This window comes from Streptococcus mitis, assembly GCF_002096835.1.
Lineage (GTDB): Bacteria > Bacillota > Bacilli > Lactobacillales > Streptococcaceae > Streptococcus > Streptococcus mitis_W.
Window position 1 is genome coordinate 93,709 of the sequence record NZ_NCVG01000023.1, and the last position, 24,276, is coordinate 117,984.

The 24,276-nt window shown below is 41.7% G+C and carries 21 protein-coding genes; 3 read left to right on the forward strand and 18 right to left on the reverse strand.

The window, feature by feature from the left end; translation table 11 throughout:
* Positions 1-8 precede the first annotated feature (8 nt).
* From metE to B7699_RS07320, 5 genes are all read right to left on the reverse strand, one after another.
* Positions 9-2,258 carry a 5-methyltetrahydropteroyltriglutamate--homocysteine S-methyltransferase gene (gene metE, locus B7699_RS07300; RefSeq protein WP_084927794.1) on the reverse strand — a complete coding sequence of 750 codons (2,250 nt, stop codon included), beginning with the start codon at positions 2,256-2,258 and terminating at the stop codon, positions 9-11.
* Between the two features lie 244 nt (positions 2,259-2,502).
* Positions 2,503-2,865: a TIGR02328 family protein gene (locus tag B7699_RS07305; RefSeq protein ID WP_084927796.1), complete on the reverse strand. Its 363-nt coding sequence runs from the start codon at positions 2,863-2,865 to the stop codon at positions 2,503-2,505.
* Positions 2,849-3,250: a YbgA family protein gene (locus B7699_RS07310; RefSeq protein ID WP_419991781.1), complete on the reverse strand. Its 402-nt coding sequence runs from the start codon at positions 3,248-3,250 to the stop codon at positions 2,849-2,851. Before B7699_RS07310 ends, B7699_RS07305 begins: the two co-directional genes overlap by 17 nt.
* Before the next feature lie 54 nt (positions 3,251-3,304).
* Positions 3,305-5,050, reverse strand: a complete 1,746-nt coding sequence (locus B7699_RS07315; protein WP_084927798.1) for a DNA/RNA helicase domain-containing protein — start codon at positions 5,048-5,050, stop codon at positions 3,305-3,307.
* Positions 5,050-5,385: a nucleotide pyrophosphohydrolase gene (locus B7699_RS07320; RefSeq protein ID WP_004255465.1), complete on the reverse strand. Its 336-nt coding sequence runs from the start codon at positions 5,383-5,385 to the stop codon at positions 5,050-5,052. The genes B7699_RS07315 and B7699_RS07320 overlap by 1 nt, the downstream gene beginning before the upstream one ends.
* Positions 5,386-5,564: 179 nt before the next feature.
* Here B7699_RS07320 and B7699_RS07325 point away from each other — a divergent pair, with 179 nt between their 5' ends.
* Positions 5,565-6,182, forward strand: coding sequence for a TVP38/TMEM64 family protein (locus B7699_RS07325; RefSeq protein ID WP_000076170.1), 618 nt, complete (start codon positions 5,565-5,567; stop codon positions 6,180-6,182).
* Positions 6,183-6,224: 42 nt separating this feature from the next.
* Here B7699_RS07325 and scrK read toward each other — a convergent pair whose 3' ends face one another.
* A complete protein-coding gene (gene scrK / locus B7699_RS07330) occupies positions 6,225-7,112 on the reverse strand; it encodes a fructokinase ScrK (protein WP_084927800.1) in 888 nt (295 codons plus the stop codon).
* Positions 7,113-7,260: 148 nt separating this feature from the next.
* Complete coding sequence (locus B7699_RS07335) at positions 7,261-9,147, reverse strand: sucrose-specific PTS transporter subunit IIBC (RefSeq protein WP_084927802.1); 1,887 nt, start codon at positions 9,145-9,147, stop codon at positions 7,261-7,263.
* 379 nt (positions 9,148-9,526) lie between these two features.
* Here B7699_RS07335 and B7699_RS07350 point away from each other — a divergent pair, with 379 nt between their 5' ends.
* On the forward strand, positions 9,527-10,981 hold the full coding sequence (locus tag B7699_RS07350; RefSeq protein ID WP_033685441.1) for a sucrose-6-phosphate hydrolase: 1,455 nt from the start codon (positions 9,527-9,529) through the stop codon (positions 10,979-10,981).
* Positions 10,962-11,927: a LacI family DNA-binding transcriptional regulator gene (locus B7699_RS07355; protein ID WP_000226006.1), complete on the forward strand. Its 966-nt coding sequence runs from the start codon at positions 10,962-10,964 to the stop codon at positions 11,925-11,927. The genes B7699_RS07350 and B7699_RS07355 overlap by 20 nt, the downstream gene beginning before the upstream one ends.
* A gap of 36 nt (positions 11,928-11,963) precedes the next feature.
* Here the strand turns inward: B7699_RS07355 and B7699_RS07360 are convergent, their stop codons facing one another.
* The 11 genes from B7699_RS07360 to gmk all read right to left on the reverse strand — a co-directional run bounded on the left by B7699_RS07360 (position 11,964) and on the right by gmk (position 24,159).
* Positions 11,964-13,238, reverse strand: a complete 1,275-nt coding sequence (locus B7699_RS07360; protein ID WP_084927804.1) for a hydroxymethylglutaryl-CoA reductase, degradative — start codon at positions 13,236-13,238, stop codon at positions 11,964-11,966.
* Positions 13,238-14,410 (reverse strand): hydroxymethylglutaryl-CoA synthase, encoded by a 1,173-nt coding sequence (locus B7699_RS07365; RefSeq protein WP_031236916.1) that lies wholly within the window; start codon positions 14,408-14,410, stop codon positions 13,238-13,240. Before B7699_RS07365 ends, B7699_RS07360 begins: the two co-directional genes overlap by 1 nt.
* A gap of 113 nt (positions 14,411-14,523) precedes the next feature.
* Positions 14,524-14,973 carry a threonine/serine exporter family protein gene (locus tag B7699_RS07370; RefSeq protein ID WP_020901615.1) on the reverse strand — a complete coding sequence of 150 codons (450 nt, stop codon included), beginning with the start codon at positions 14,971-14,973 and terminating at the stop codon, positions 14,524-14,526.
* A 1-nt stretch (position 14,974) separates the two neighbouring features.
* Complete coding sequence (locus B7699_RS07375) at positions 14,975-15,733, reverse strand: threonine/serine exporter family protein (protein WP_084925579.1); 759 nt, start codon at positions 15,731-15,733, stop codon at positions 14,975-14,977.
* Positions 15,734-15,827: 94 nt separating this feature from the next.
* Entirely contained in the window at positions 15,828-17,726 is a 1,899-nt protein-coding gene (gene pknB, locus B7699_RS07380) for a Stk1 family PASTA domain-containing Ser/Thr kinase (protein ID WP_084927806.1), read from the reverse strand.
* Complete coding sequence (locus B7699_RS07385; protein WP_033685450.1) at positions 17,723-18,463, reverse strand: Stp1/IreP family PP2C-type Ser/Thr phosphatase; 741 nt, start codon at positions 18,461-18,463, stop codon at positions 17,723-17,725. Before B7699_RS07385 ends, pknB begins: the two co-directional genes overlap by 4 nt.
* A 14-nt stretch (positions 18,464-18,477) precedes the next feature.
* Positions 18,478-19,791 carry a 16S rRNA (cytosine(967)-C(5))-methyltransferase RsmB gene (gene rsmB, locus B7699_RS07390; protein WP_192852023.1) on the reverse strand — a complete coding sequence of 438 codons (1,314 nt, stop codon included), beginning with the start codon at positions 19,789-19,791 and terminating at the stop codon, positions 18,478-18,480.
* The gene (gene fmt, locus B7699_RS07395) at positions 19,784-20,719 is read right to left on the reverse strand and encodes a methionyl-tRNA formyltransferase (RefSeq protein WP_084927808.1); all 936 of its coding nucleotides are present in this window, start codon (positions 20,717-20,719) and stop codon (positions 19,784-19,786) included. Before fmt ends, rsmB begins: the two co-directional genes overlap by 8 nt.
* 12 nt (positions 20,720-20,731) lie before the next feature.
* The gene (locus B7699_RS07400) at positions 20,732-23,128 is read right to left on the reverse strand and encodes a primosomal protein N' (RefSeq protein WP_084927809.1); all 2,397 of its coding nucleotides are present in this window, start codon (positions 23,126-23,128) and stop codon (positions 20,732-20,734) included.
* A gap of 65 nt (positions 23,129-23,193) precedes the next feature.
* A complete protein-coding gene (gene rpoZ / locus B7699_RS07405; RefSeq protein ID WP_000979235.1) occupies positions 23,194-23,508 on the reverse strand; it encodes a DNA-directed RNA polymerase subunit omega in 315 nt (104 codons plus the stop codon).
* Positions 23,509-23,532: 24 nt separating this feature from the next.
* A complete protein-coding gene (gmk, locus tag B7699_RS07410) occupies positions 23,533-24,159 on the reverse strand; it encodes a guanylate kinase (protein WP_000775041.1) in 627 nt (208 codons plus the stop codon).
* Positions 24,160-24,276 lie beyond the last annotated feature (117 nt).

Sequence of the window (24,276 nt, forward strand, 5' to 3'; positions counted from 1 at the left end):
ATCCTATCTTACAATTTCTCACGCGCAGCTTTAGCTGCTTCCACAAGGCGGATCAAGCTTTCTTTTGTTTCTGGAATACCACGTGTTTTCAAACCACAGTCTGGGTTGATCCAAACTTTCTTGCTTGGTACTTTAGCAAGGATGGCTTCGATTGTATTGTCGATTTCGCCTTCATTTGGTACACGAGGTGAGTGGATATCGTAAACCCCAGGTCCCACTTCTGTTTGGAAGTTTTTCGCTTTGAGTTCGTCCAAGATTTCAAGGTTTGAACGGCTAGCTTCAAAGGAAATAACATCTGCATCCATGTTATCGATCGCTGGAATGATATCTGTAAATTCTGAGTAACACATGTGAGTGTGGATTTGAGTATCTGGCGCTACTGTTGAGTGTACCAAGCGGAAGGCAGGAATTGCCCAGTCAAGGTAGTCTTCGTACCAGTCGCTACGACGAAGTGGCAATTTTTCACGAAGGGCAGCCTCATCGATTTGGATGATTTTCACACCAGCAGCTTCAAGGTCAAGCACTTCATCCTTGATAGCAAGGGCGATTTGAAGAGTAGAATCCTTGATAGAAATGTCTTCACGTGGGAATGACCAGTTGAGGATGGTAACAGGTCCAGTCAACATACCTTTAACAGGTTTGTTTGTACGGCTTTGTGCATAGCTAGACCATTTAACAGTAATAGGGTTAAGACGAGTGACATCACTCCAGATGATTGGTGGTTTCACCCCACGCATACCGTATGATTGTACCCAACCATTTTTAGAGAAGAGGTATCCTGACAAGTTTTGGCCGAAGTACTCAACCATGTCATTACGCTCGAACTCACCGTGAACAAGGACATCAAAGTCGATATCTTCTTGCCATTTGATCCATTCATCGATCGTTTCAGCAAGGAAAGCGTCGTACTCCTCTTGAGACAATTCACCTTTACGGTAAGCCAAACGTTTCGCACGAACTTCCTTAGTTTGAGGGAATGAACCGATAGTTGTTGTTGGAAGAGCTGGAAGTTTGAAAGCTTCTTCTTGGATAGCTTCACGTTCAGCAAAGGCTGGCAAACGAGTGTAGTCTGCGTCTGTCAAACCAGCGATACGAGCACGAAGTTCAGCATTTTCACCCACACGCTCAGTCGCAAAGAGTTCTTTGTTAGCTGCAAGAGCTTCTTCACCTTGACCATTGCGGATAGCATCCAAATCACGAATCTCATCCAATTTTTCAACTGCAAAGGCAAAGTGGTTCAAGATTGCTGGTTCAAATTCTTCATTAGCAGTTGTAAATGGCACATGAAGAAGTGAGCATGAACTTGTCAAGACAATGTTTTCAGCTGGGATTTGTTCAAGAACAGCCAAGCTCTTTTCGTAGTTATTACGCCAGATGTTTTTACCATTGACAATACCTGCATAAAGAGTCTTATCAGCTGGGAAACCACCTTTAACCAATTCAAGAGTTTTCTTACCTTCAACGAAATCAAGACCGATAGCATCTACTGGCAAGTTTACAAGGTCAGCGTATACGTCACGAACATCTCCGAAGTAAGTTTGAAGCAAGACTTCAAGACCTTTTTTGTCAGCCAAAAGTTTATTGTAAAGGTTCAAGAAGAGAGCTTTTTCTTCAGCTGTCAAGTCTTTTACAAGAGCCGCTTCATCCAATTGGATGCGAGTTGCACCAAGTTCAGCCAATTTTGCAAAAACTTCTTGGTAAGCAGCCACTAAGCTGTCTACGAAGTCTTCTGCTTTCACACCTTCTTCAAAGTCTGACAATTGAAGGAAAGTGAATGGACCTACAAGAACTGGACGAGTGTTCAATCCAAGTTCTTTTGCTTCTTGGAACTCATCGAAGATCTTGTGACCTGCAAGTTTGACTTGAGTGTCTTTTTCAAACTTAGGAACGATGTAGTGGTAGTTGGTGTTGAACCATTTCTTCATTGGAAGGGCGCGAACGTCCCCTTTTTCTCCTTGGTAACCACGACCCAAAGCGAAGTAGCGCTCAAGGTCAGACAAGTCCAAGTTTTGAACTGAAGCAGGTACCACATTGAAAAGGAAAGCTGCATCTAGGAAGTTGTCATAGTGAGAGAAGTCATTTGATGGAATTTCAGTGATGCCTTTTTCTTTGACAATGTTCCAGTGTTTAGCACGCAAGTCTTTTGCTGCTGCCAAGAGTTCTTCTTCTGAGATTTCTTTTCTAAAGTATTTTTCAGTTGTAAATTTTAATTCGCGGAATTCTCCCAAACGAGGGAAACCGATGATTGTAGTTGACATGATGTGTCCTCCAAAATTTGTTGTTGAAACTATCTTAACAGAAAAGAAATCATCTGTATAATTGTAAAAAATTAGGCTTTGATATAGTTTGAAACTATACCTCTATTTTAGACAAAAGAAAAAGACTTGAGACACATGCCTCAAATCCTTTGTATATCTTGTTTTATAGCTCTATTGCAGTTAGGCTCTTCAAACGTGTTATTAGTAATTCTTATAAGTGACTATGACTTGTTATTAGAAAAGACTATAAGTCAATCCCCTTCTCTCGGAGATTATCCAGACACTCCTCATAGTAGGCATCGTCATGTTCGCTGTATATAGGACTAGTCAACTTTTCCTCTGCTAAATCTTCATAAGGAAGGCAAGTCTTACCACGGTAGTTCTTGTCCAGCCACTCTGGACTGACATTATAGCCACGGTCAACCATTTCCTCCATGATCAAGTCATGATAGGCATAGAGACGATAGGGCGAGTGGGTAAAGACGTAGTCAACCGTCGCATGCTTTCTGCCCCAACCATTTCCACGCAAGGCACAACACTCTCGATGCTGTCCCAAGAGTTGCGGACGGGGAAGTTGTGAAATCAAAGCCTCATGCCAAAGTCTCATGGGTGTTTCCTTTCAGCAAGGTAGACTGTTGCAGATAAGCATTCGGGTAACGCTCAAGCAAGTCTCTCGTCTTAGCAATCAAGTCTTCCTTGGAAGCTTGACCAAAGCGGTAGCGATCCAGCAAGAGCATGTAGTCTTTGCGCTCAACATCTGTCGCTTTCTTTTTGAAATAGCCCCAAATATGCTGAAAGGCATTGCAAACCTGACCCCTGTGTTCTGGAATCTGGCAGGCACGATCAATCATCTCCTGAACCTGACTCACCTCCACCTCTTCATTCTTGAGATACTGACGAATCTCATTGTAAATATTGCTGGAATGGCTCAACACGAGGTATTTGTTTCTCGCCCAGAGTTGCTGGCAAAGGGCACGTTGGTTGTTATTCATAATTGACATTATACCATGTTTGGATTCAGAAATATCTATTCCTACCTTATAATCTTATAAAATTGCCTTTTTTAAAGCCGCTTGAAGTTCTTCATCTACTGCGTAGATATAGAGTCCATTTACTCCTCTTGTAAGTAAAACATTTAATTCATTTTTTAAAAGATCTTCACCAAAATTTTTTATTTCACCATTTTCGAGTTTCCTATTTTGAACTGCTCCTTTATTTTTACTAGCAGAGATATCAAACATAATTTTACCATCTCTATATTTAACCGATGGACCAATAATGACTCCAGCATAATTCAAATCAAAACCTTGCACAGTAAAAGTGGATCCTACTTCACCAATAGTTTGTGGTTGTTCAATCCAAGAAAGTTTAGAGTTTTTCCTATCCCTACTCAATTCTCTATTCCAAGGACAAGACCAGTCATCTATTTCCACACACCAATAATCTTTAGATTCAGGTTTAGATTGACTGCTATATTCCCAATCATAAGTTGCTATTAGCCTAGAAATCCCTAAATGACGATTCTCATCTTTTAATTTAATAGCATTCTGTAATCCCTTGGGAGAATTAAATATCTGGATATCATAGTTATTATCTTCTTTTAATTTGGTAATTTCTCTTTTATCAATAACATTTCTAATCCAACTAATTGTTGATTCACTAGCTTTTATACGCATTTGATTATTTAATTCAATTAAATTGCCAGACAGCCTCGCTTGATGTTGTAAAGTCAAAAATGAATCATCTACCCATATTTGAGATTTATTCATTATTTGATTATCATCGTACACTAAAACTACTACTTTCGATTTTGATAGTATATCCTTTAAATGATTACCACCTTGATAAGCTTGATTTTTTGCAGTCAAAAGTAAGTGTCCTTCGTCAATAACAACTATACCAGCATTAGCATCTTGCTTTTTTAGTGCATTTAAAAACTGAGTTGGTTTCATAGCAACATCAAGAGTTGAACCACTCTTCCATTCAAGCTTTTTCTCTATTTCTTTATAGACACTCAATTGATCATCATGATTAACAACCAAATTAATTACATTATTTTCTCTTATGAAATCCGTGTCATCAGAATTTAATAGATCATCGATTAAAGAACTCATCAAAACAGTTTTACCAGCACCAGCTTCTCCTTTAACCAAGATTAAAGTTCCAAACTCGTTCTTACTAAGCGCTGATGTAATTTTAAAAATGATTTCATTTTTTGCTTTTAATTGCTCATTGGTTAATTTATGAAAAGGAGAAGATTTAAATATTGCAGAATTTCTAACTATACTTTCAGCTGGAAACAAGTACTCATTTTTTCTATTTAACGAACGCCAAATTTTTGAAAAAATTGAATCTAATTCGTGAGATGTATAATATTCATTTTGAGGATTTTCTTTTCTGTTTTGTACTCTTATGACATTAGTAACACTTGATAAATAAAGCATTAACCGGTTTTCTATATCTAGAGTTAACGACTTATTAAAATGATTGTGACCAATTACAAACATCTTCGTTGTCGGAGATTTTGCAAAATCTCTCCAATCATCTCTATTTCCTTTCTTTATATCATCCATTAAGTGTTGACTTGTTCGTCTAATTATATCAGTAGTTTCTCCTACATATACACTAAATTGATTATCCTTCTCATCGTTAACAATATAGACAACCGGATAATCAAATAAAAATTTTATCTCATTTTTATGTCCGCTAAAATTAAATTGATTTTTAAGATCTACAAGAGCATTGTTTGAATACTCTATCTCTCTTATAATTGGACTTTTTATATTAGCCATTATTTCTCTAACTCAGTATATTTTTTATTACTACCTTTGCTAATCTCAACAGGATACTTTCTAGCATTTTTTTCTAATTTTTCATCAATAATATTTTCAATATCTAAATTTAGATTATCTGCTAACATAATAGAATAAATAAAAACATCAGCTAGTTCCTCTTTTATTCTTTTTAATGATTTACTGGTAACATCTTTTGATTCTTTCCATTGAAATAATTCTAAAAGTTCACTAGCTTCTAATGAAATAGATATAGCTAAATCTTTTTCATTATGAAATTTTCTCCAGTCACGATCATCTCTAAATTTATTAATTTTTTCTATTGTTGACTTCATTTAATTTCTCCAATATGAATTTACTTATACACATTATATCATGAAACCAGTTCTTAAATTTTATAAATGGAATAAAATTAGGCTTAAATTCTTGAGCTTCACTCTACCAAAAACAATCAAATCCCCTTTCTCCTCCAAAATATGGTATAGTAGAGTTATACTATCTATGAGGAGTTTACATGTCACAGGATAAACAAATGAAAGCTGTTTCTCCCCTTCTGCAGCAAGTTATCAACATCTCATCGATTGTCGGCGGGGTTGGGAGTTTGATTTTCTGTATTTGGGCTTATCAGGCTGGGGTTTTACAGTCTAAGGAAACCCTCTCTGCCTTTATCCAGCAGGCAGGCATCTGGGGGCCACCTCTCTTTATCTTTTTACAGATTTTACAAACGGTCGTCCCTATCATTCCTGGGGCCTTGACCTCGGTGGCAGGGGTCTTTATTTACGGGCACATCATCGGTACGATCTACAACTATATCGGCATCGTGATTGGCTGTGCCATTATCTTTTATCTGGTGCGCCTCTATGGGGCTGCCTTTGTCCAGTCTGTCGTCAGCAAACGCACCTATGACAAGTATATCGGTTGGTTGGATAAGGGTAATCGTTTTGACCGTTTCTTTATCTTTATGATGATTTGGCCCATTAGTCCAGCTGACTTTCTCTGTATGCTGGCTGCCCTGACCAAGATGAGTTTCAAGCGCTATATGACTATCATCATTCTGACCAAGCCCTTTACCCTCGTGGTTTATACCTACGGTCTAACCTATATTATTGACTTCTTCTGGCAAATGCTTTGACACATAAAAAATCCGTTTGGTTTCCCAAGCGGATTTTGTGCTTTATTTTGAAACTTCTTTTGCAAGTACAAAGTTCCCAAGAGTAGCAGAACCATTTCCTGCGACTGCTGGTGTCACGATGTATTCACGCACATCAGGTACTGGTAGGTAGCCATTAAGAAGAGATGTAAATTTCTCACGGACACGGTCCAGCATGTGTTGTTGAGCCATGACCCCTCCACCAAAGACAATCACGTCTGGGCGGAAAGTCACTGTCGCATTAACCGCAGCTTGAGCGATATAGTAGGCTTGAACATCCCAAACAGGGTTGTTGAGTTCAATATTTTCCCCACGTACACCTGTACGAGCTTCCAAACTTGGACCAGCTGCATAGCCTTCCAGACATCCCTTATGGAAAGGACAAACACCCTTAAACTCTTTTTCAATATCCATTGGGTGTCTAGCAACATAGTAGTGACCCATTTCAGGGTGACCCACACCGCCGATAAACTCACCACGTTGGATAACACCTGCACCGATACCTGTACCGATTGTGTAGTAAACCAAGTTTTCAATACGAGCACCAGCATTGTTACGGGCAACCACTTCACCATAAGCAGAGCTGTTTACGTCTGTTGTGAAGTACATTGGCACGTTTAGGGCGCGACGAAGGGCACCAAGCAAGTCCACATTTGCCCAGTTTGGTTTTGGAGTCGTTGTGATAAAGCCATAAGTTTTTGAGTTTTTATCAATATCAATCGGACCAAATGAACCAACTGCAAGACCAGCAAGATTATCGAATTTCGAGAAGAACTCAATGGTTTTATCGATTGTTTCGATTGGAGTTGTTGTTGGAAATTGTGTTTTTTCTACAACGTTAAAGTTTTCATCACCGACAGCACAGACAAACTTTGTACCGCCAGCTTCCAAGCTTCCATATAATTTTGTCATGATAAACCTCTTGTTTTTATTTTCTTTATTATAGCATATTTCGAAAGTCTAAATTTCTCTATTTTTTAGATTTTCCTCTGTAAATCTTACCATTCAAGCAAAAACGAACAAACATGTCATTTGTTCGTTTTCATTTTGAGAGGATTAATTAGATTTTCACTTCAATAACAGCATCTCCCTTCGCAACTGAACCTGTTGCGACTGGAGCTACTGAAGCGTAGTCAGCTGTATTTGTAACGATAACCATTGTTGTATCATCAAGACCAGCTGCAGCGATTTTGTTTGAGTCAAATGTTCCTAGAACATCGCCAGCTTTAACCTTATCACCTTGAGCAACTTTTGCTTCAAAACCGTCACCGTTCATTGTTACAGTGTCGATACCAACGTGAATCAAAACTTCAGCACCATCAGTTGTTTTCAAACCAAAAGCATGTCCTGTTGGAAAGGCAATTGAAACTTCAGCATCAGCTGGTGCATATACCACACCTTGACTTGGTTTCACAGCGATACCTTGCCCCATAGCTCCGCTTGAGAAGACTGGGTCATTGACATCAGCAAGAGCGACAACATCACCAACAATAGGAGTTACAAGTGTTTCATTTTGAAGAGCTGCTGGAATGTTACCAGTTGTTTCTTCTTGGACCAAACGTTCTGTCTCTACTTCAGTAGCAACTTCTTTTTCATCCTCATAACCAAACATATAAGTAAGAGCGAAACCAAGAACGAATGATACAGCTACCATAAGAAGGTATTGTGCAAGTTGTCCGTTACCGATGTAAAGCATTGTACCAGGGATGACGGTGATACCATTACCAGTACCTGCAAGTCCAAGGATAGAAGCCAATCCACCACCGATTGCACCAGCAATCAATGAAAGGAAGAATGGTTTACGGAAACGCAAGTTAACCCCGAAAATAGCAGGCTCTGTAATACCTAGGAAGGCAGAAAGAGCAGCTGGGAAAGCAAGTGTTTTTAGTTTTGGATTTTTAGTTTTAACACCAACCGCAACAGTCGCAGCACCTTGAGCTGTCATAGCAGCTGTGATGATCGCGTTGAATGGGTTAGCATGGTCAGCAGCAAGCAATTGAACTTCAAGCAAGTTGAAAATGTGGTGCACACCTGACACGACAATCAATTGGTGAACCCCACCGATCAAGAAACCACCAAGACCAAATGGCAAGCTGAGGATCGCTTTTGTAGCGATAAGGATGTAGTTTTCAACGACGTGGAAGACCGGTCCAATGACAAAGAGTCCAAGGATAGACATGACCAAAAGTGTAACAAATGGCGTTACCAAGAGGTCAATGACATCTGGAACAACCTTGCGGACAGCTTTTTCAAATTTAGCTCCGACAACCCCGATGATGAAGGCTGGAAGAACAGAACCTTGCAAACCAACAACAGGGATGAAACCAAAGAAGTTCATAGCTGTTACTTCACCACCTGAAGCGACTGCCCAAGCGTTTGGAAGCGAGTCAGAAACAAGCATCATACCAAGAACGATACCAACGGCTGGATTTCCACCGAATACACGGAAGGTTGACCACACAACCAAACCTGGCAAGATGATAAAGGCTGTATCTGTCAAGATTTGCGTGTAAGTTGTCACGTCAGCTGGAAGTGTCATTCCAAGAGCAGTCAATAGACCACGTACACCCATGAAAAGACCTGTTGCTACGATAACTGGGATGATTGGAACGAAAACGTCACCGAAAGTACGGATAGCACGTTGGAACCAGTTCCCTTGTTTGGCAGCTTCTGCTTTCATATCATCTTTAGATGATGTTGGCAAACCAAGTGCAACAACTTCATCGTACATTTTGTTAACTGTACCTGTACCAAAGATGATTTGGTATTGACCTGAGTTAAAGAAAGCACCTTGAACTTTTTCCAAGTTCTCAATCACTTCTTTATTGATTTTTCCTTCATCTTTGACCATGACACGAAGACGAGTCGCACAGTGGGCAACACTGTTGACATTTTCACGTCCGCCCAAGGCATCGATGACTTTTTTTGCAATTTCCTGATTGTTCATTTGCAAAAATCTCCTTATATAAAATTTTGTTCTTGTTTGAAAGCGATTTTATCCGCCCTACGACTATTATTTTATCATGTTTTAGAAATATGTCAAGCGTTTTGCAGAAAAAATATTCTATCCACTTAGTAAGCATGCTTTAGATTGATTGATTTTGACTGTTTTATCAGGTATTCCTTGAAAAAATAAGTTTAAAATCTTATTTAAAAGGGTTTTGTTTCATTCTCTTTCATATTTTCTTGAAAAGTTGATTGATTTCCTGCATTTATTTTGTGACAAACGTTTGACAGTTTTTTCTTTTTTTTAACATAAAAGGCTTGCTTTTTTTTCCGAAAACGGTTACTATTAAAAGTGATAAGATTTTTGGAGGAATGAATGAATGAAATGGACAACTGAGCGTCGTTACAGACTTTATCAAGATTGGACGCAAGAAGAAATTCAACATATAAAAGAAAATATGGCACAATCTCCATGGCATACTCATTACCATGTTGAGCCAAAAACAGGACTCCTAAACGACCCAAATGGCTTTTCTTACTTTGATGGAAAGTGGATTGTTTTTTATCAGAACTTTCCTTTTGGTGCAGCCCATGGTTTGAAATCTTGGGTTCAATTGGAAAGTGAGGACTTGGTTCATTTCACAGAAACTGGAGTCAAAGTTTTGCCTGACACTCCATTAGATAGCCACGGTGCCTACTCTGGTTCTGCCATGCAGTTTGGCGATAACTTATTCCTATTTTATACAGGAAATGTCCGCGATGAAAATTGGATCCGTCACCCATACCAGATTGGGGCTTTGATGGATAAGGAAGGCAATATTACGAAGATTGACAAGATCTTAATTGACCAGCCGGCAGACTCTACAGACCACTTCCGCGATCCGCAAATTTTTAATTTTAAAGGTCAATACTATGCCATCGTCGGTGGACAAGATTTGGAGAAAAAAGGCTTCGTTCGTCTCTACAAAGCTATTGACAACGACTACACAAACTGGCAAGCTGTTGGCGACCTTGACTTTGCTAACGACCGCACTGCCTATATGATGGAATGCCCAAATCTGATCTTTGTAGGGGAGCAACCTGTCCTTCTTTACTGCCCACAAGGATTGGATAAGAAAGTTCTAGATTACGATAATATCTATCCAAATATGTATAAGATTGGGGCTTCCTTTGACCCTGAAAATGCCAAAATGGTAGATGTGTCTCAACTTCAAAACATGGACTATGGTTTCGAAGCCTATGCAACTCAAGCCTTCAACTCTCCTGATGGACGTGCTCTAGCTGTTAGCTGGCTTGGTTTGCCAGATGTTTCTTACCCTTCTGATCGTTTTGACCACCAAGGAACCTTCTCTTTGGTCAAAGAACTCACTATCAAAGACGGTAAACTCTACCAATACCCAGTCGCAGCTGTCAAGGACCTTCGTGCTTCTGAAGAAGCCTTCTCAAATCGTGCCCAAACCAATAACACTTACGAACTTGAACTCAACTTGGAAGCCAATAGCCAGAGCGAGATTGTCTTACTTGCTGATAAAGAAGGCAAGGGACTTTCAATCAACTTTGACCTTGTAAATGGTCAAGTGACAGTGGATCGTAGCCAAGCTGGTGAACAGTACGCTCAAGAATTTGGGACAACTCGTTCTTGCCCAATCGATAACCAGGCTACTACTGCTACAATCTTCATCGATAACTCTGTCTTTGAAATTTTCATCAATAAAGGAGAAAAAGTATTTTCTGGTCGTGTCTTCCCACATGCGGACCAAAATGGTATCCTGATCAAATCTGGAAACCCAACTGGAACTTACTATGAATTAGATTATGGTCGCAAAACTAACTGATGTCGCCAAACTTGCAGGCGTCAGCCCTACTACCGTTTCTCGGGTTATCAATAAAAAAGGCTATTTATCAGAGAAAACTATTCAAAAGGTCAATGAAGCCATGCGGGAATTGGGCTATAAACCCAACAACCTAGCTCGTAGTCTGCAAGGAAAATCGGCTAAATTAATCGGCTTGATTTTCCCAAATATTTCCAACGTTTTCTACGCAGAATTGATTGATAAGCTGGAACACCAACTCTTCAAAAATGGTTATAAGACCATCATCTGCAACAGTGAGCATGATTCTGAAAAAGAACGCGAGTACATCGAAATGCTGGAAGCCAATCAGGTGGACGGTATCATTTCTGGTAGTCACAACTTAGGAATTGAAGACTACAATCGTGTGACAGCACCGATTATTTCCTTTGACCGAAACCTATCGCCAGACATTCCAGTCGTTTCCTCTGACAACTACGCTGGTGGGGTTCTTGCTGCCCAGACCTTAGTCAAGACAGGCGCCCAGTCTATCATCATGATTACAGGAAATGACAATTCTAACTCGCCAACTGGACTACGCCACGCTGGCTTTGCATCTGTTCTCCCCAAAGCACCTATTATCAATGTTTCCAGTGACTTTTCTCCTGTCAGAAAAGAAATGGAAATCAAGAATATCTTGACTCGACAAAAGCCAGATGCCATTTTTGCTTCAGATGATTTGACAGCTATTCTGGTCATTAAAATTGCTCAAGAACTAGGCATTTCTGTTCCTGAAGAGCTCAAAGTCATCGGCTACGATGGGACCTATTTTATCGAGAACTACTACCCTCATTTGACAACAATTAAGCAACCTTTGCAAGAGATTGCCTGCCTCACTGTTGATCTTCTCTTGCAGAAGATCGAAGGTAAGGAGGTCGCGACAACTGGTTACTTCTTACCAGTTACTCTTTTACCGGGAAAAAGTATTTAAACATAAAAAAACTCAGACCGATTCGTCTGAGTTTTTTTATGATCTTAAGTTTTCTAAATAACGCTGGGCAGTCTCTAAGTTAAAGGTTTTATCTGCGATGAGGCGCTCGACTAGGGGAACTACCTCGGATTCACTAGCTCCTGCTAGGAGAGCTAAGGATTTAGCCTGCAATTTCATGTGGCCTTGCTGGATGCCCGTACTCACCAAGGCTTTGAGGGCCGCAAAGTTTTGGGCAAGTCCGATAGACACGATAATCTGGGCTAATTCTTTGGCAGAAGGATTTCCCAGTAATTCATGACTGAGAGCTACACGAGGGTTGAGACCGATAGAGCCACCCTTGGTCGCTACAGGCATGGGCAGGGTCATCTCACCGAGCAATTCTTCTGTCTCCAAGTCTAGACGCCAAGAGCTAAGACCTTGATAGCGTCCATCTCGACTGGCAAAGACATGAGCCCCTGCTTCAATAGCACGCCAGTCATTACCAGTGGCAATCAAAATGGCATCAATACCATTAAAAATCCCTTTATTGTGGGTAGCTGCTCTATAAGGATCAGCTTGCGCCAATTGGCTAGCCAAAGCCATTTTCTCCGCAATTTCTCGTCCTTGATCCTTTTGGCGGCTCAAGTAGCGAAAGGCGATGCGACAGCTTGCCGTCACCAGAGAATCAGTCGCGTAATTAGACAGGATTCCCATAAGACTTTGTCCCTGACTGAGTTCTTCTAAGACTGGTTTCAAGGCTTCCAGCATGGTGTTGAGCATATTGGCTCCCATGGCTTCCTGGGTATCGACATGGAGATAAACAACGAGAAAGTCTGTTTCGCCTTTTATCTGCTCGACATGCAGATCACGCGCCCCGCCCCCGCGTTTAACAATGGAAGGATAGGCTTGATTGGCAAGTTCCAAGAGCTTTGCTTTCTTGCCGGCAATCTTCTCTTGCGCTTGTTTAGGATCAGCAACTTGATAAAGGGCTACCTGCCCAATCATCTGGCGCTCATGGACTTGGGCAATAAAACCGCCTGCTCGCTTGATGATTTTACTGGCATAGCTGGCCGCAGCAACCACTGAGGGTTCTTCTGTCACATAGGGAACTGTGTATTCCTGACCGTTAACGAGAACCTCTGGGACTAGCGAATAAGGCAGAGAAAAAGTTCCCACTACATTCTCACTCAGCTGGTCTGCGACAGTCACACTAATCTGTTCACCCTGCTCTAGACTAGCTTGCTTCTCAGGACTAAGGAGCGCCTTAGCTTTTAACAGCTCAAGGCGCTCATGGTATGATTTTTTAGAAAATCCATTCCAACTTATCTTCATTATTTTTCAACCTTGCTATAACGGCGTTGGTGGTCCACAATTTCAACCAAGGCAAACTCTTGATTTTCATAGCCAGCAAACTGGGCAGAATTTGTTTCATCTAAGTCTACTTCCTCAAAGAAGACTTTTTCATAGTCTGCAACAGACAGGGCAGTTCGTTGGTTGAGCTTGTTCAAACGGTCTTTATCCAGATAAGCTTCATATCCTTCAATCAATTCACCACTGAAGAACTCAGCTACAGCCCCACTTCCGTAACTATAAAGGGCAATTTTATCCCCAGCCTTCAAGCTATCTGTATTTTCCAAGAGAGACAAAAGTCCAAGGAAAAGCGAACCTGTATAGATATTCCCCACCTTTTGACTGTAGAGAATAGACTGGTCAAAATGGTTTTGCAAGAGGTCTTTTTTCTCTTGAGGCAGGCTCTTATCCATGATTTTTTTCAAGCCTTTTAGCGCTAATTTAGGATAAGGCAAGTGGAAGCAAACAGCTGCAAAATCATCCAAAGTAAGCTGGTAGCGTTTTTGATATTCAAGCCAAGTCGTTTTCAAACTATCCAAGTATTGCTGGGTAGAATAGACACCATTTACATAAGGAGTTGTTGAGTAATTTGGACGCCAGAAATCCATGATGTCACGAGTCTGAGCCACATTGTCGTTATTAAAGGCCATAATGCGTGGATTCTGTGTAATCAACATGGCCACACTTCCAGCACCCTGAGTGGGTTCTCCAGGTGTTTCAATACCATATTTGGCAATATCACTGGCAATAACTAAAACTTTGGACTCTGGAGAATTTTCCACATGCAATTTGGCATAATGAAGGGCCGCTGTCGCTCCATAGCAGGCTTCTTTAATCTCAAAACTACGAGCAAAGGGCTGGATGCCCAGCAAACCATGTACAAAGACGGCCGCAGCTTTACTCTGGTCAATTCCTGACTCAGTAGCCACAATGACCATATCAATTTCTGCTCTTTCTTGCTCAGTTAAAATAGAATCACTTGCACTGGCTGCCAAGGTCACGATATCCTCAGTTAGAGGCGCAATACTCAATTCCTTGAGTAAGAGTCCTTTACTTAATTTTTCAGGGTCAATTCCCCTCGCTTCTGCTAAGTCTTGTAATTTCAAGACATATTGACTGGTCGCAAAACCAATCTTATCAATACCGATTGTCATATTTACCTCTGTTTTATCATTCATTGTAAAAAATCGTTCTATACTATTTTATCACAAATAGCAGTAAAAGAGAGAAAAAAGACTTGATTCACCAAATCAAGTCCCTTATTATTCTAACCATTATGCTGTTTTCGTAAGTGAGAATAAAGTCTGAGAATCACTGTTCCACTAGCCATTCCAATGGAAATCACCAAAGCCAACATAACAACTAAGGTTGCACTAGCAATGGCATGACTGTAATCTCCCGTCACAAAAAAGGCAGTTGTCCGATAGGAGAGATAACCCGGAACCAGAGGTGCCAAGATGGCCAAGATAAAGACCACAGCAGGTGTCTTATAAAGAATACTTAAAATCTGGCTGACACAAGAACCGATAATGGCTGCAATAAAAGTAGCCACAATAACATTGGTCGGTTCCTTGAGCAAAAGATAAATTAGCCAGACAGCCATGCCCAAAATTCCTCCTGGTAAGAGCATAGAACGTTGCACATTGAGTACGATTAAAAAAGTGATGATAGCAAGAAGACTTGCTACTGCTTGTAATAAAAAGGTTGTTAGTGTCATATTAATTCATCAATACCAAGGCGACAGAAGTTCCTGCCCCTAAAGCAAGGGTAATGAGCAGGGATTCAAACATCTTACTCATACCAGAGTTTATGTGGTTGGTCATAATATCACGAACCGCATTGGTCAAGGCAATTCCTGGTACAAAAGGCATGACCGCGCCAGCTATAATCAAATCTGCCGTTGAAGGAAAGCCTGTGTAGCGAGCCCAAAACTGGGCAATCATCCCAAATACAAAGGCTCCAGCAAAGGCCGTCACAAAAGGAATTCGGATAAATTTTTCCACATAAAGGGAAAATGCAAAACCAAATAAGGTAGCCACTCCTGCCCCAAGTGCATCGTAGATATTTCCACTAAACATAATTGAAAAGAAAGGAGCACTAAAGGTCGCAGCCAAAGTTACCTGCAACTTAGTATAGGGAAGAGGTTGAGCTTGCAAGGCCGTCAATTGCTTGAAGGCCGTCTCTAAATCCAGCTTTCCCCCTACCAACTGACGAGAAATCTGGTTGACATCGCAGACTTTTTCAATATTATAAGAAGAGGAAGTCACACGTTTCATTCGCGAAATATTGGTATTTTCAATGGAGAAAAAGATAGCGGCAGGCATGGCAAGAACATTGCAATCCACAATCCCCTGCGAATGCGCAATACGGATCATGGTATCTTCTACACGATGAATCTCTGAGCCACTTTTGAGAAGAATGGTTCCAGCTAACATAATCACATCGATGACGGCATTTAATTCTCTTGATTCTTCCATGCGTTCCTCCTTTTATCAACTCCTTCTATTCTATCACAAATCTGGAGTCAAAAAAAATCTTTGCCACGAAATCATGACAAAGATTCTAGTATCACTATGGATTGTCTCGGGAAGTATCTCCTCGTTGTGAATTGCCTTGCGAATTTCCCTGTGTTGGAGTGGATTCTGCATCCCCTTGTTCGTTAGGTTTCCGAGAAGAACTAGACGACGAAGAGGATGAGGATGAAGATGTTGAAGAAGTACGAGTTTGTTTTGCTTTATAAATAGAAATTTTAACACGAGTAGTGCTCAAGTCTACTTTTTCGCCTGCCTTTGGACTTTGCTCTACAACAGTCCCCTCAGCAGTTCCTTCAGGAGCTTTAGACACTTCTACAACTTCGATATTAGCTTTTTTAACGTCATATATCTCTGTAAGATTATTGACTGCAAATTCTCGGCTAGAACCAATATAGCTTGGCATTGAAATAGAATTTACTTTTTTAGCAACTGTCAAAACTATTTGAGTTGCCTTGCTAAGATCATAGGTTGTTCCTTCCGGTAAACTTTGTTTCATGATTGTACCAGCTTCGATTTCGTTGGATTCTTCTTCCTCAATCTTAATTAGATTTTCTGGAACCTTCTTACCCTTCAATTCTGCCACTACATCACTGGACTTTCTTCCGAGATAATTTCCAAGTTGGAAGGATTGCTGACCAGAAGACACAATCAAATTAATTTTTGTTCCTTCTTTGCGTGTCGTACCAGCGTCAGGATCGGTACGAATAACCCGACCTTCTTCAACCTTATCACTGGCCTCTGATTTTTCTTCACCAACCTCAAAATTGGCTTTTTTTAGAGCCTCTTTAGCCTCTGCAACCGTCTGACCTGCCACATTTGGAATAGCAATGGTAGCGGGCGTTCTATATAAAATCCATACCAAGGATGCCACAACCAACAAGGAGGTCGCAAATAAAATTGGATAACGTGCTTTCATACGACGACGTTTGGTTGGCTTTGAACTAGGTACCGTTTTTTCTGTCTGATGAGGCTGAGGCTTAGATTGAGGTCTTCCCTCTTGTACCGGAGCTTTAGGTATAGAAGTCAAGGTACTTTGTGGAACTTTAGGAAGAGTTTTAGTATCTGCCTTAGTTGCATCGTCAAAGACCAACTTTGGTTCATTACGACGATTATAAGACAAACTACTCGACAAATCCACATACATTTCAGCGACTGATTTGTAACGATCTGTCAATTTCTTGGCAGTTGCCTTAATAACAACATTTTCTAAAGCCTGAGGCACAGATGGATTTTCAGCTATAACCGATGGCAGTGGTTTCTGGAAATGCTGGAGGGCGATGGTCACTGCACTATCCCCATCGTAAGGAATATGGCCTGTCAGCATCTCATAGAAAATAATCCCCATGGCATAGATATCACTCTGTACAGTTGCTTTAGAACCACGCGCCTGCTCTGGCGATAAATAATGAACCGAACCTAGCATTGAGTTGGTCTGAGTCAGACTTGTCTCTGCAAAGGCTACTGCAATCCCAAAGTCTGTAACTTTGGCAGTCCCATCTGGTGTCAAAAGGATATTTTGCGGTTTCAAATCCCTGTGAACAATTCCTCGAGTATGGGCTAAGCGCATAGCCAAGAGGATTTGTCCCATGATTCGAATCGCTTCTTCATTTGAAAGAGGGTGATGTTCCTTGATATAGCGTTTGAGGTCTAATCCAGCAACATATTCCATTGCGAGATACTGTTGTCCCTCTTCTTCACCGATATCTGTAATCCGAACGATATGAGGATGGTCCAGATCCGCCATGGCTCTCGCTTCCCGCTGAAAACGAGCCACTGCAATAGGATCTGTTTGGTAGTTGGTCCTCAGGACCTTCACTGCCACTTCTTCACCGTCCAAAATCAAATCCTTGGCCAAATAGACATCTGCCATGCCTCCTCGACCAATTTGTTTGATAATTCGATACCGCCCGGCAAAAATCTTGCCGATTTGGATCATTCTGTTGCCTCCTCATTAACAGCAATAAGGGCAACTGTGATATTGTCTAAACCACCTGCATTGTTTGCAAAACGAATCAAGGTTGCTGCCTTATCTGCCAAAGAAATATCGCTGGTTACAATATCAGAAATCTCACTGCCTGAAATCATATTTGTCAAGCCATCACTATTGAGTAAGAGATAGTCTCCCGGCTCAAGGGTAATCATTCCAAAATCAGGCTGAATTTCGTCTTTTTGACCAATAGATTGAGTAATAATATTTTTCTGTGGATGGCTAGCAGCTTCTTCAGGTGTCAATTGACCAGCCTTAAGCAATTCATTGACTAAAGAATGGTCGCTCGTTAACTGGTGGTATTCTTCTCCACGAATCAAACCGATACGAGAATCTCCGATGTGAGCATAAATAGCCTGATTATCAATAATGGCTACAGCCTCAAGGGTTGTTCCCATTCCTTTATAGGCTTCATTTTGTCCCAATTGGTTAATCCTTTGATTTTCAATCTCAAGGTTATTAGCAAACCATTCACGTACTTCATTAACTGTATCGATTTGAGTATCTACCCAAGCTACACCTAGGTCTGTTACCGCCATCTCACTAGCGATATTCCCTGCGCGATGACCTCCCATACCATCAGCTAGGATAATCATGGTACGTCCAGCTCTATTGACATAGTGGTTGACATAGTCTTGGTTATTTGTTCGTTTCTGACCAACATCTGTTAATAATGAAATTTCCATGTGTTAGTTCCTTCCTAATCCGATATCTTGCGAAATTGACTGATGAAGAATCCATCACTTCCATACAATTCAGGTGTAATGAGGATACAGCCGTCTTTCATGATATCCTTACATTCATGTTCTAGTGTTACCTGCTCAAATTCAGGATGACTTTCTAAAAATGCCTGTACGACTTGAAAGTTCTCCTCTGAGACAATAGTACAGGTACTATAAGTTATTATACCACCTTTGCGTAGTGTTTGACAAACACTACCTAATATTTCTAGCTGAATTTCCTGCAAGGACGCGAAATCTGCCGTTTCTTTATTGTATTTGATGTCTGGTTTTCGTCGCAGAAGACCAATTCCTGAACAGGGAGCATCTACCAAAATCTTATCAAATGAATCCTGACCAAAAAACTCATGCACCTTTCTGGCATCTAATTTTTGCGTTTGAACCCGATCTGCAACTCCCAGACGTTGGGCATTTTCTTGTATTAAGTCCAACTTATGGTCGTACAAGTCCAGAGCAGTAACCTGACCTGTCGTTAGATAAGAGGCTATATGGGCTGTTTTCCCACCTGGAGCCGCACAGGCATCTAGAACCTGCTCATCACCTTGTAAATCAAGAGTGGGAGCAACCAGCTGACTAGACTCGTCTTGGATAGTAATAGCCCCCTCTGAAAATAGGTCATGGCCTGCAAAATGCCCCTGCTCCTTGACGAGACCAAAAACAGACAAAGGTGAATCACTGGCCTCCAACAAGACTTGGATTTCTTCTTTTCGTCCTAGGTTCGTTACACGAATACTAGCCTTGTTGCGCACCAAAAGGCTTTCAAAGATAGCTTGAGCTCGCTCTTCTCCGTATTCTTCCTTGAGCTTGGCAACTAGCCAAACTGGAAGAGAATAGGCAATGGAATCACGCTTGTTTTTTCGCTTGATGCTAGCAATATCTGGCCAGCCTTCACGCAAGATACGGCGAAGGACAGCGTTGACCAATTTTTCACTGCCTTTTTTACGGACTTTGGCCAATTCCACTGCTTCATTGACCACAGCATGATCTGGAATCTTGTTCAAATAGCGGAGCTGGTAGGCACTCATGAGAAGAAGGACATAAAGCCAACTATCTAACTGGTCTCTGTCTTCGATAAAGTGGGACAGATACCATTCTAGAGTCAGTTTACGGGCTACCGTTCCATAGACCAGCTCGGTCACCAAGCCCTTGTCTGCTACAGAAAGTTGACTTCCCTTGAGATGCTTATTCAAGGCGATGTTTGAGTATGCTTGATTGATAAAGACATCTTCTAATACCGCTAGGGCTAAACTTCTAGCCGTTTCTACTTTAGTCACCAAATCGTTCTCCTACAGTCAATGTACGTCCAACTCCGTTGAGGAAGGAAGCAATGTCCATCTTAGGTTTACCAGCTGGCTGCACTTGTTTGAGGGATAGAGCCCCTTCTGCCGTTGCGACAATCAATTCTTTCTTGCCGATAGAGAGGATTTCTCCTGGATTTCCCTGACCTTCTACAGCTAGAGATTCATAAATCTTAAAGCGGTCGCCCTTAAGGAAAGTATGGGCAACAGGCCAGGGGTTCATCCCACGGATTTGGTTAAAAAGTTGACGATTACTTTTATTCCAGTCCAATTTTTCTTCTTCTGGCTTGATATTGGGCGAGAAGGTAACCTGACTTAGTTCCTGCGGTTCAGGTTGGATTTCCCCAGCAATATAGGCAGGCAAAGTGTCCAGAAGTAAATCACGACCAACTAGCGCCAATTTTTCAAACAAGGTTCCAACATTGTCCTCATCTGTGATCGGAATGCTACGACGAGAAATCATATCTCCTGCATCCATTTCCTTAACCATTTCCATAATGGTCACACCAGCTTCCTCATCCCCTTGAATCAAGGCATAATGGATTGGCGCTCCACCACGGTGTTTAGGAAGAAGGGAGGCGTGAACATTGACCGCAAAATCCATGCTATCAAGGAGTTTACTTGGAAGAAATTGCCCAAAAGCAGCAGTCACAATTCCATCCGCTCCTAGTTTCATAATAGCTTCCATCTCTGGACTTCCAGATAGTTTTTCAGGTTGGTAGATAGGAAGTCCTGCCTCTTTGGCAGCCTGCTTGACTGGGGTTTCTTGGATAACTTTTTTACGACCAACAGCACGGTCTGGCTGGGTCACAACAGCTAGAATTTCGTAACGGTCATCTGTCAAAAGTCCTTTTAAAACTGTTGCTGAAAAGTCGGGAGTCCCCATAAAGATTAATTTTGTCATATCTTCTCCTTCTTATAAAAATTGCTGTGGTTCATGGTCAATGCTGAGACGGAGCTCACTATTTTCCCGTTCTTGAGTCAAGGCCAGAACCTGATTTAGAGTCGGCCCCAGCTCATCTTCTAAACGGTATTTAATCAAAATCTGGTAATGATAGAGGTTGTGGGTACGAGCAATCGGTTTTGGCGTCGGCCCGAGAATCTTACTGGTCTCTGACAAGCCTGACCGCAAAATATTCATCACTTCATAGGCACGTTTAACAACCTCTTCTTCTTTCTTATGAGAAAGGGTAATGCCAATGGTGAAATAGTAAGGTGGATAGCCAAGTTGTCGTCTGGTACCCATTTCATAAGCATAAAAACCTCCGTAGTCCTGATCCTTGGCAAATCGAATAGCATAGTGCTGCGGATTGTAGGACTGTATCAAGACCTGACCAGCTTTTTCAGCACGTCCTGCCCGGCCTGCAACCTGGGTCAAGAGTTGAAAGGTTCTCTCAGAAGAACGGAAATCAGGCAGATTTAAGGCAGTATCCGCATTGAGAACTCCGACCAGGGTCACATTGGGAAAATCCAATCCCTTGGCAATCATCTGAGTACCAAGTAAAATATCTGCTTCCCCTCGACCAAACTGGTCAAGCAGAGCTTGGTGACTACCTTTCTTGCGCGTCGTATCCACATCCATGCGTAAAATCCGAGCCTGAGGAAAGAGTTTTGCTAGCTCGTCATAAGCCTTCTGGGTTCCCGTCCCGTAGTAGCGAATGCTGCGACTCTTACAGTTAGGACAGACCTGAGGAATGTCCTTTGAAAAACCACAATAATGGCAATTCATGGTCTTGGTATCCATGTGCAAGGTTAGAGAAATGTCACAGTTGGGACAAGTATCCACCGTCCCACACTCCCGACACATGACAAAGCTAGAATAACCTCGGCGATTGAGCATGAGAACCACCTGCTCTTTTTTAGCCAGACGGTCTTGGATAGCCTCTAGCAAAGGAGGCGTAAAGTTTGACGTCTCGTTTTGTCCGATATAATCCCGAAAGTCAATTACTTGAACCTCAGGGATTGTAGCCAAAGGATTGGCGCGTTGGGTCAGACGTAAATGTTGATAAACGCCTTTGCCAGCCCGAGCACGACTTTCTAAGCTCGGTGTTGCGGAACCAAGAACCAATGCCGCTTGATTGTATTGGGCCCGTAAAACAGCCACCTCTCTGGCATGGTAACGGGGATTACTGTCCTGCTTATAAGTCGCTTCATGCTCCTCATCAATAATCATAACACCTAGATTTTTCAGCGGAGCAAAGATGGCAGATCTAGCACCCACAACAACTTGTGCATCGCCACGTTCCACCTTGCGCCATTCATCATACTTTTCACCATTAGACAAGCCTGAGTGAAGAATGGCCACTTTCTCACCAAATCGAGCAATAAAACGCTCCGTCATCTGTGGAGTCAAGGAAATCTCAGGCACCAGCAAAATAGCTGTCTTGTCCTTATCCAGGGCTCCTTGGATAATCTGCAAGTAAACCTCAGTCTTCCCACTTCCTGTAATTCCTTGAAGGAGGAAGGGAGGCTGGTGACTGCCAATCGCACTGACAACCGCATCTCGCGCCTGTCTTTGTTCTGGATTCAACTCCAAAGGCCGACTTGCCTCAATGCCTTCAAAATAAGCAGCCGAGCGTTGAACTTCCTTTTGGACTATGGTAACAGCACCTTGTTCCACAAAGAAGTTGACTTGCTCCCGCGAGTAGGACTCTAGCAAACTAGCCAAGGAAGCACTCTCAGGATGAGACAGCAGATAGTCTCTCAGTTCTAACTTTTTCTTGGCGCGTGTAGAAATCTCTACACCTTCTAACTGAACAAGATCAACCTCATACCAAGACTGGGTCTTGACCTTCTTTTGATCGACCGCCTGATATTCTAGACCAAGCAGGCCTTTTCTAGTCAATCGCATCATTTCGGTCTGTTTGGAGATGTCTAGAGAAGAAAAAGCAAGTGAATTTTCTGAACCAAACAGACGCTCTCGGTCTTCCTGACTCAGACCTTCCAGAGGATAGAGAATCTTGTCATAGCTGGAGTTCAGAAATCCCGGTAACATAGCCTTGAGGATAGAGATTTTGTAGGAGAAGACAGATTTGCGTAACTCCTCAGCCAGCCAGAGTTGTTCTTGCGTGAGAACAGGGGAAAAATCCAGTACCTCGGCAATATGTTTTAAATCTTGCTCCATCTCTTCTTCATCCGATTGAGTCTCCAAACCAAGAACAATCCCTTGAATCAGGCGATTTCCCTTACCAAAAGGCACATGAACCCGCATCCCAACTTCCAGCATTCCCAGAAATTCCTCCGGAATCCTGTAACTATAGGGCTGGTCCGTCTGCATCAAGGGCACATCTACGATTATCTTGGCTATAGCCATCTTCTCACCTCCTCCTTGTCAGTACATTCTTACAATAGAAAAAATAAGATTGAGTCCCCCCAACCTTAAATTTTTTCACCATCTTCTTTTTCTTTAGCGATTTGCTCTTTGATTTTCTTTTCTTCTTCTTCTTTGCGACGTTTTTCTTCTTCGATACGGCGACGCACTGCTTCACGTTTTCCTTCTGGATCTGGGTGAATTGTAACGTTTCCTGATTCGATTTCTTCTAAAGCGCGAAGAGTTGATTTTTCAGACTTGAAACCTTGGGTTGCTGGCGCACCTGCTTCCAATTCGTGGGCACGTTTAGCTTCCAAGATTACGAGTGAATATTTTGATGGAACCTTGTCGAGCAAGGTATCAATAGAGGGTTTTAACATCATTTGCTTGTACCTATTTTCTAAATTTTATCGGGTAGTTGGAGATTTTGGTAACATCTCCTGATAGTGACCAATGACACGATCCACACGGAAGTGCTCTGCTTCGATAACACGTTTGACACGCTCAGCAGCTAGGGGCACCTGATCGTTAACAATCGCATAATCATACTCACGCATGAGGGCAATTTCTTCCTTGGCTTTTTCGATTCGTTGGGCAATCACTTCTGCACTATCTGTTCCACGACCTACCAAGCGATCTTGCAGTTCATCCAAATCTGGTGGTGTCAGGAAGATAAAGACAGCATCTGGAACCTTTTTCTTAACCTGAAGAGCACCTTGAACTTCAATTTCAAGGAAAACATCAATTCCCTTGTCCAAGGTTTCATTGACATAGGTCAGAGGAGTTCCATAGTAGTTGCCGACGTATTCTGCGTATTCCAACATCTGTCCTTGACGAATCAGCTCTTCAAACTCTTCACGAGTGCGGAAGAAATAGTCAACACCATCCACTTCTCCAGGACGTTGTGCGCGTGTCGTCATCGATACAGAGTATTGAAATTGGTTTTCAGAACTCTCAAAAATCTCTCTTCTAACCGTTCCTTTTCCAACCCCTGAAGGACCAGAAAAAACGATTAGTAAGCCTCGGTCTGCCATTGTGTCTCCTTTTAGTCAGTCTGTGAAATAACATTTCTCTAGAATAATGGCAAAAAGCCAGATTATCCTTTACAGTCTTTCTATCTAGTGTAACAAAAAAGCAGTAATTTTTCAACT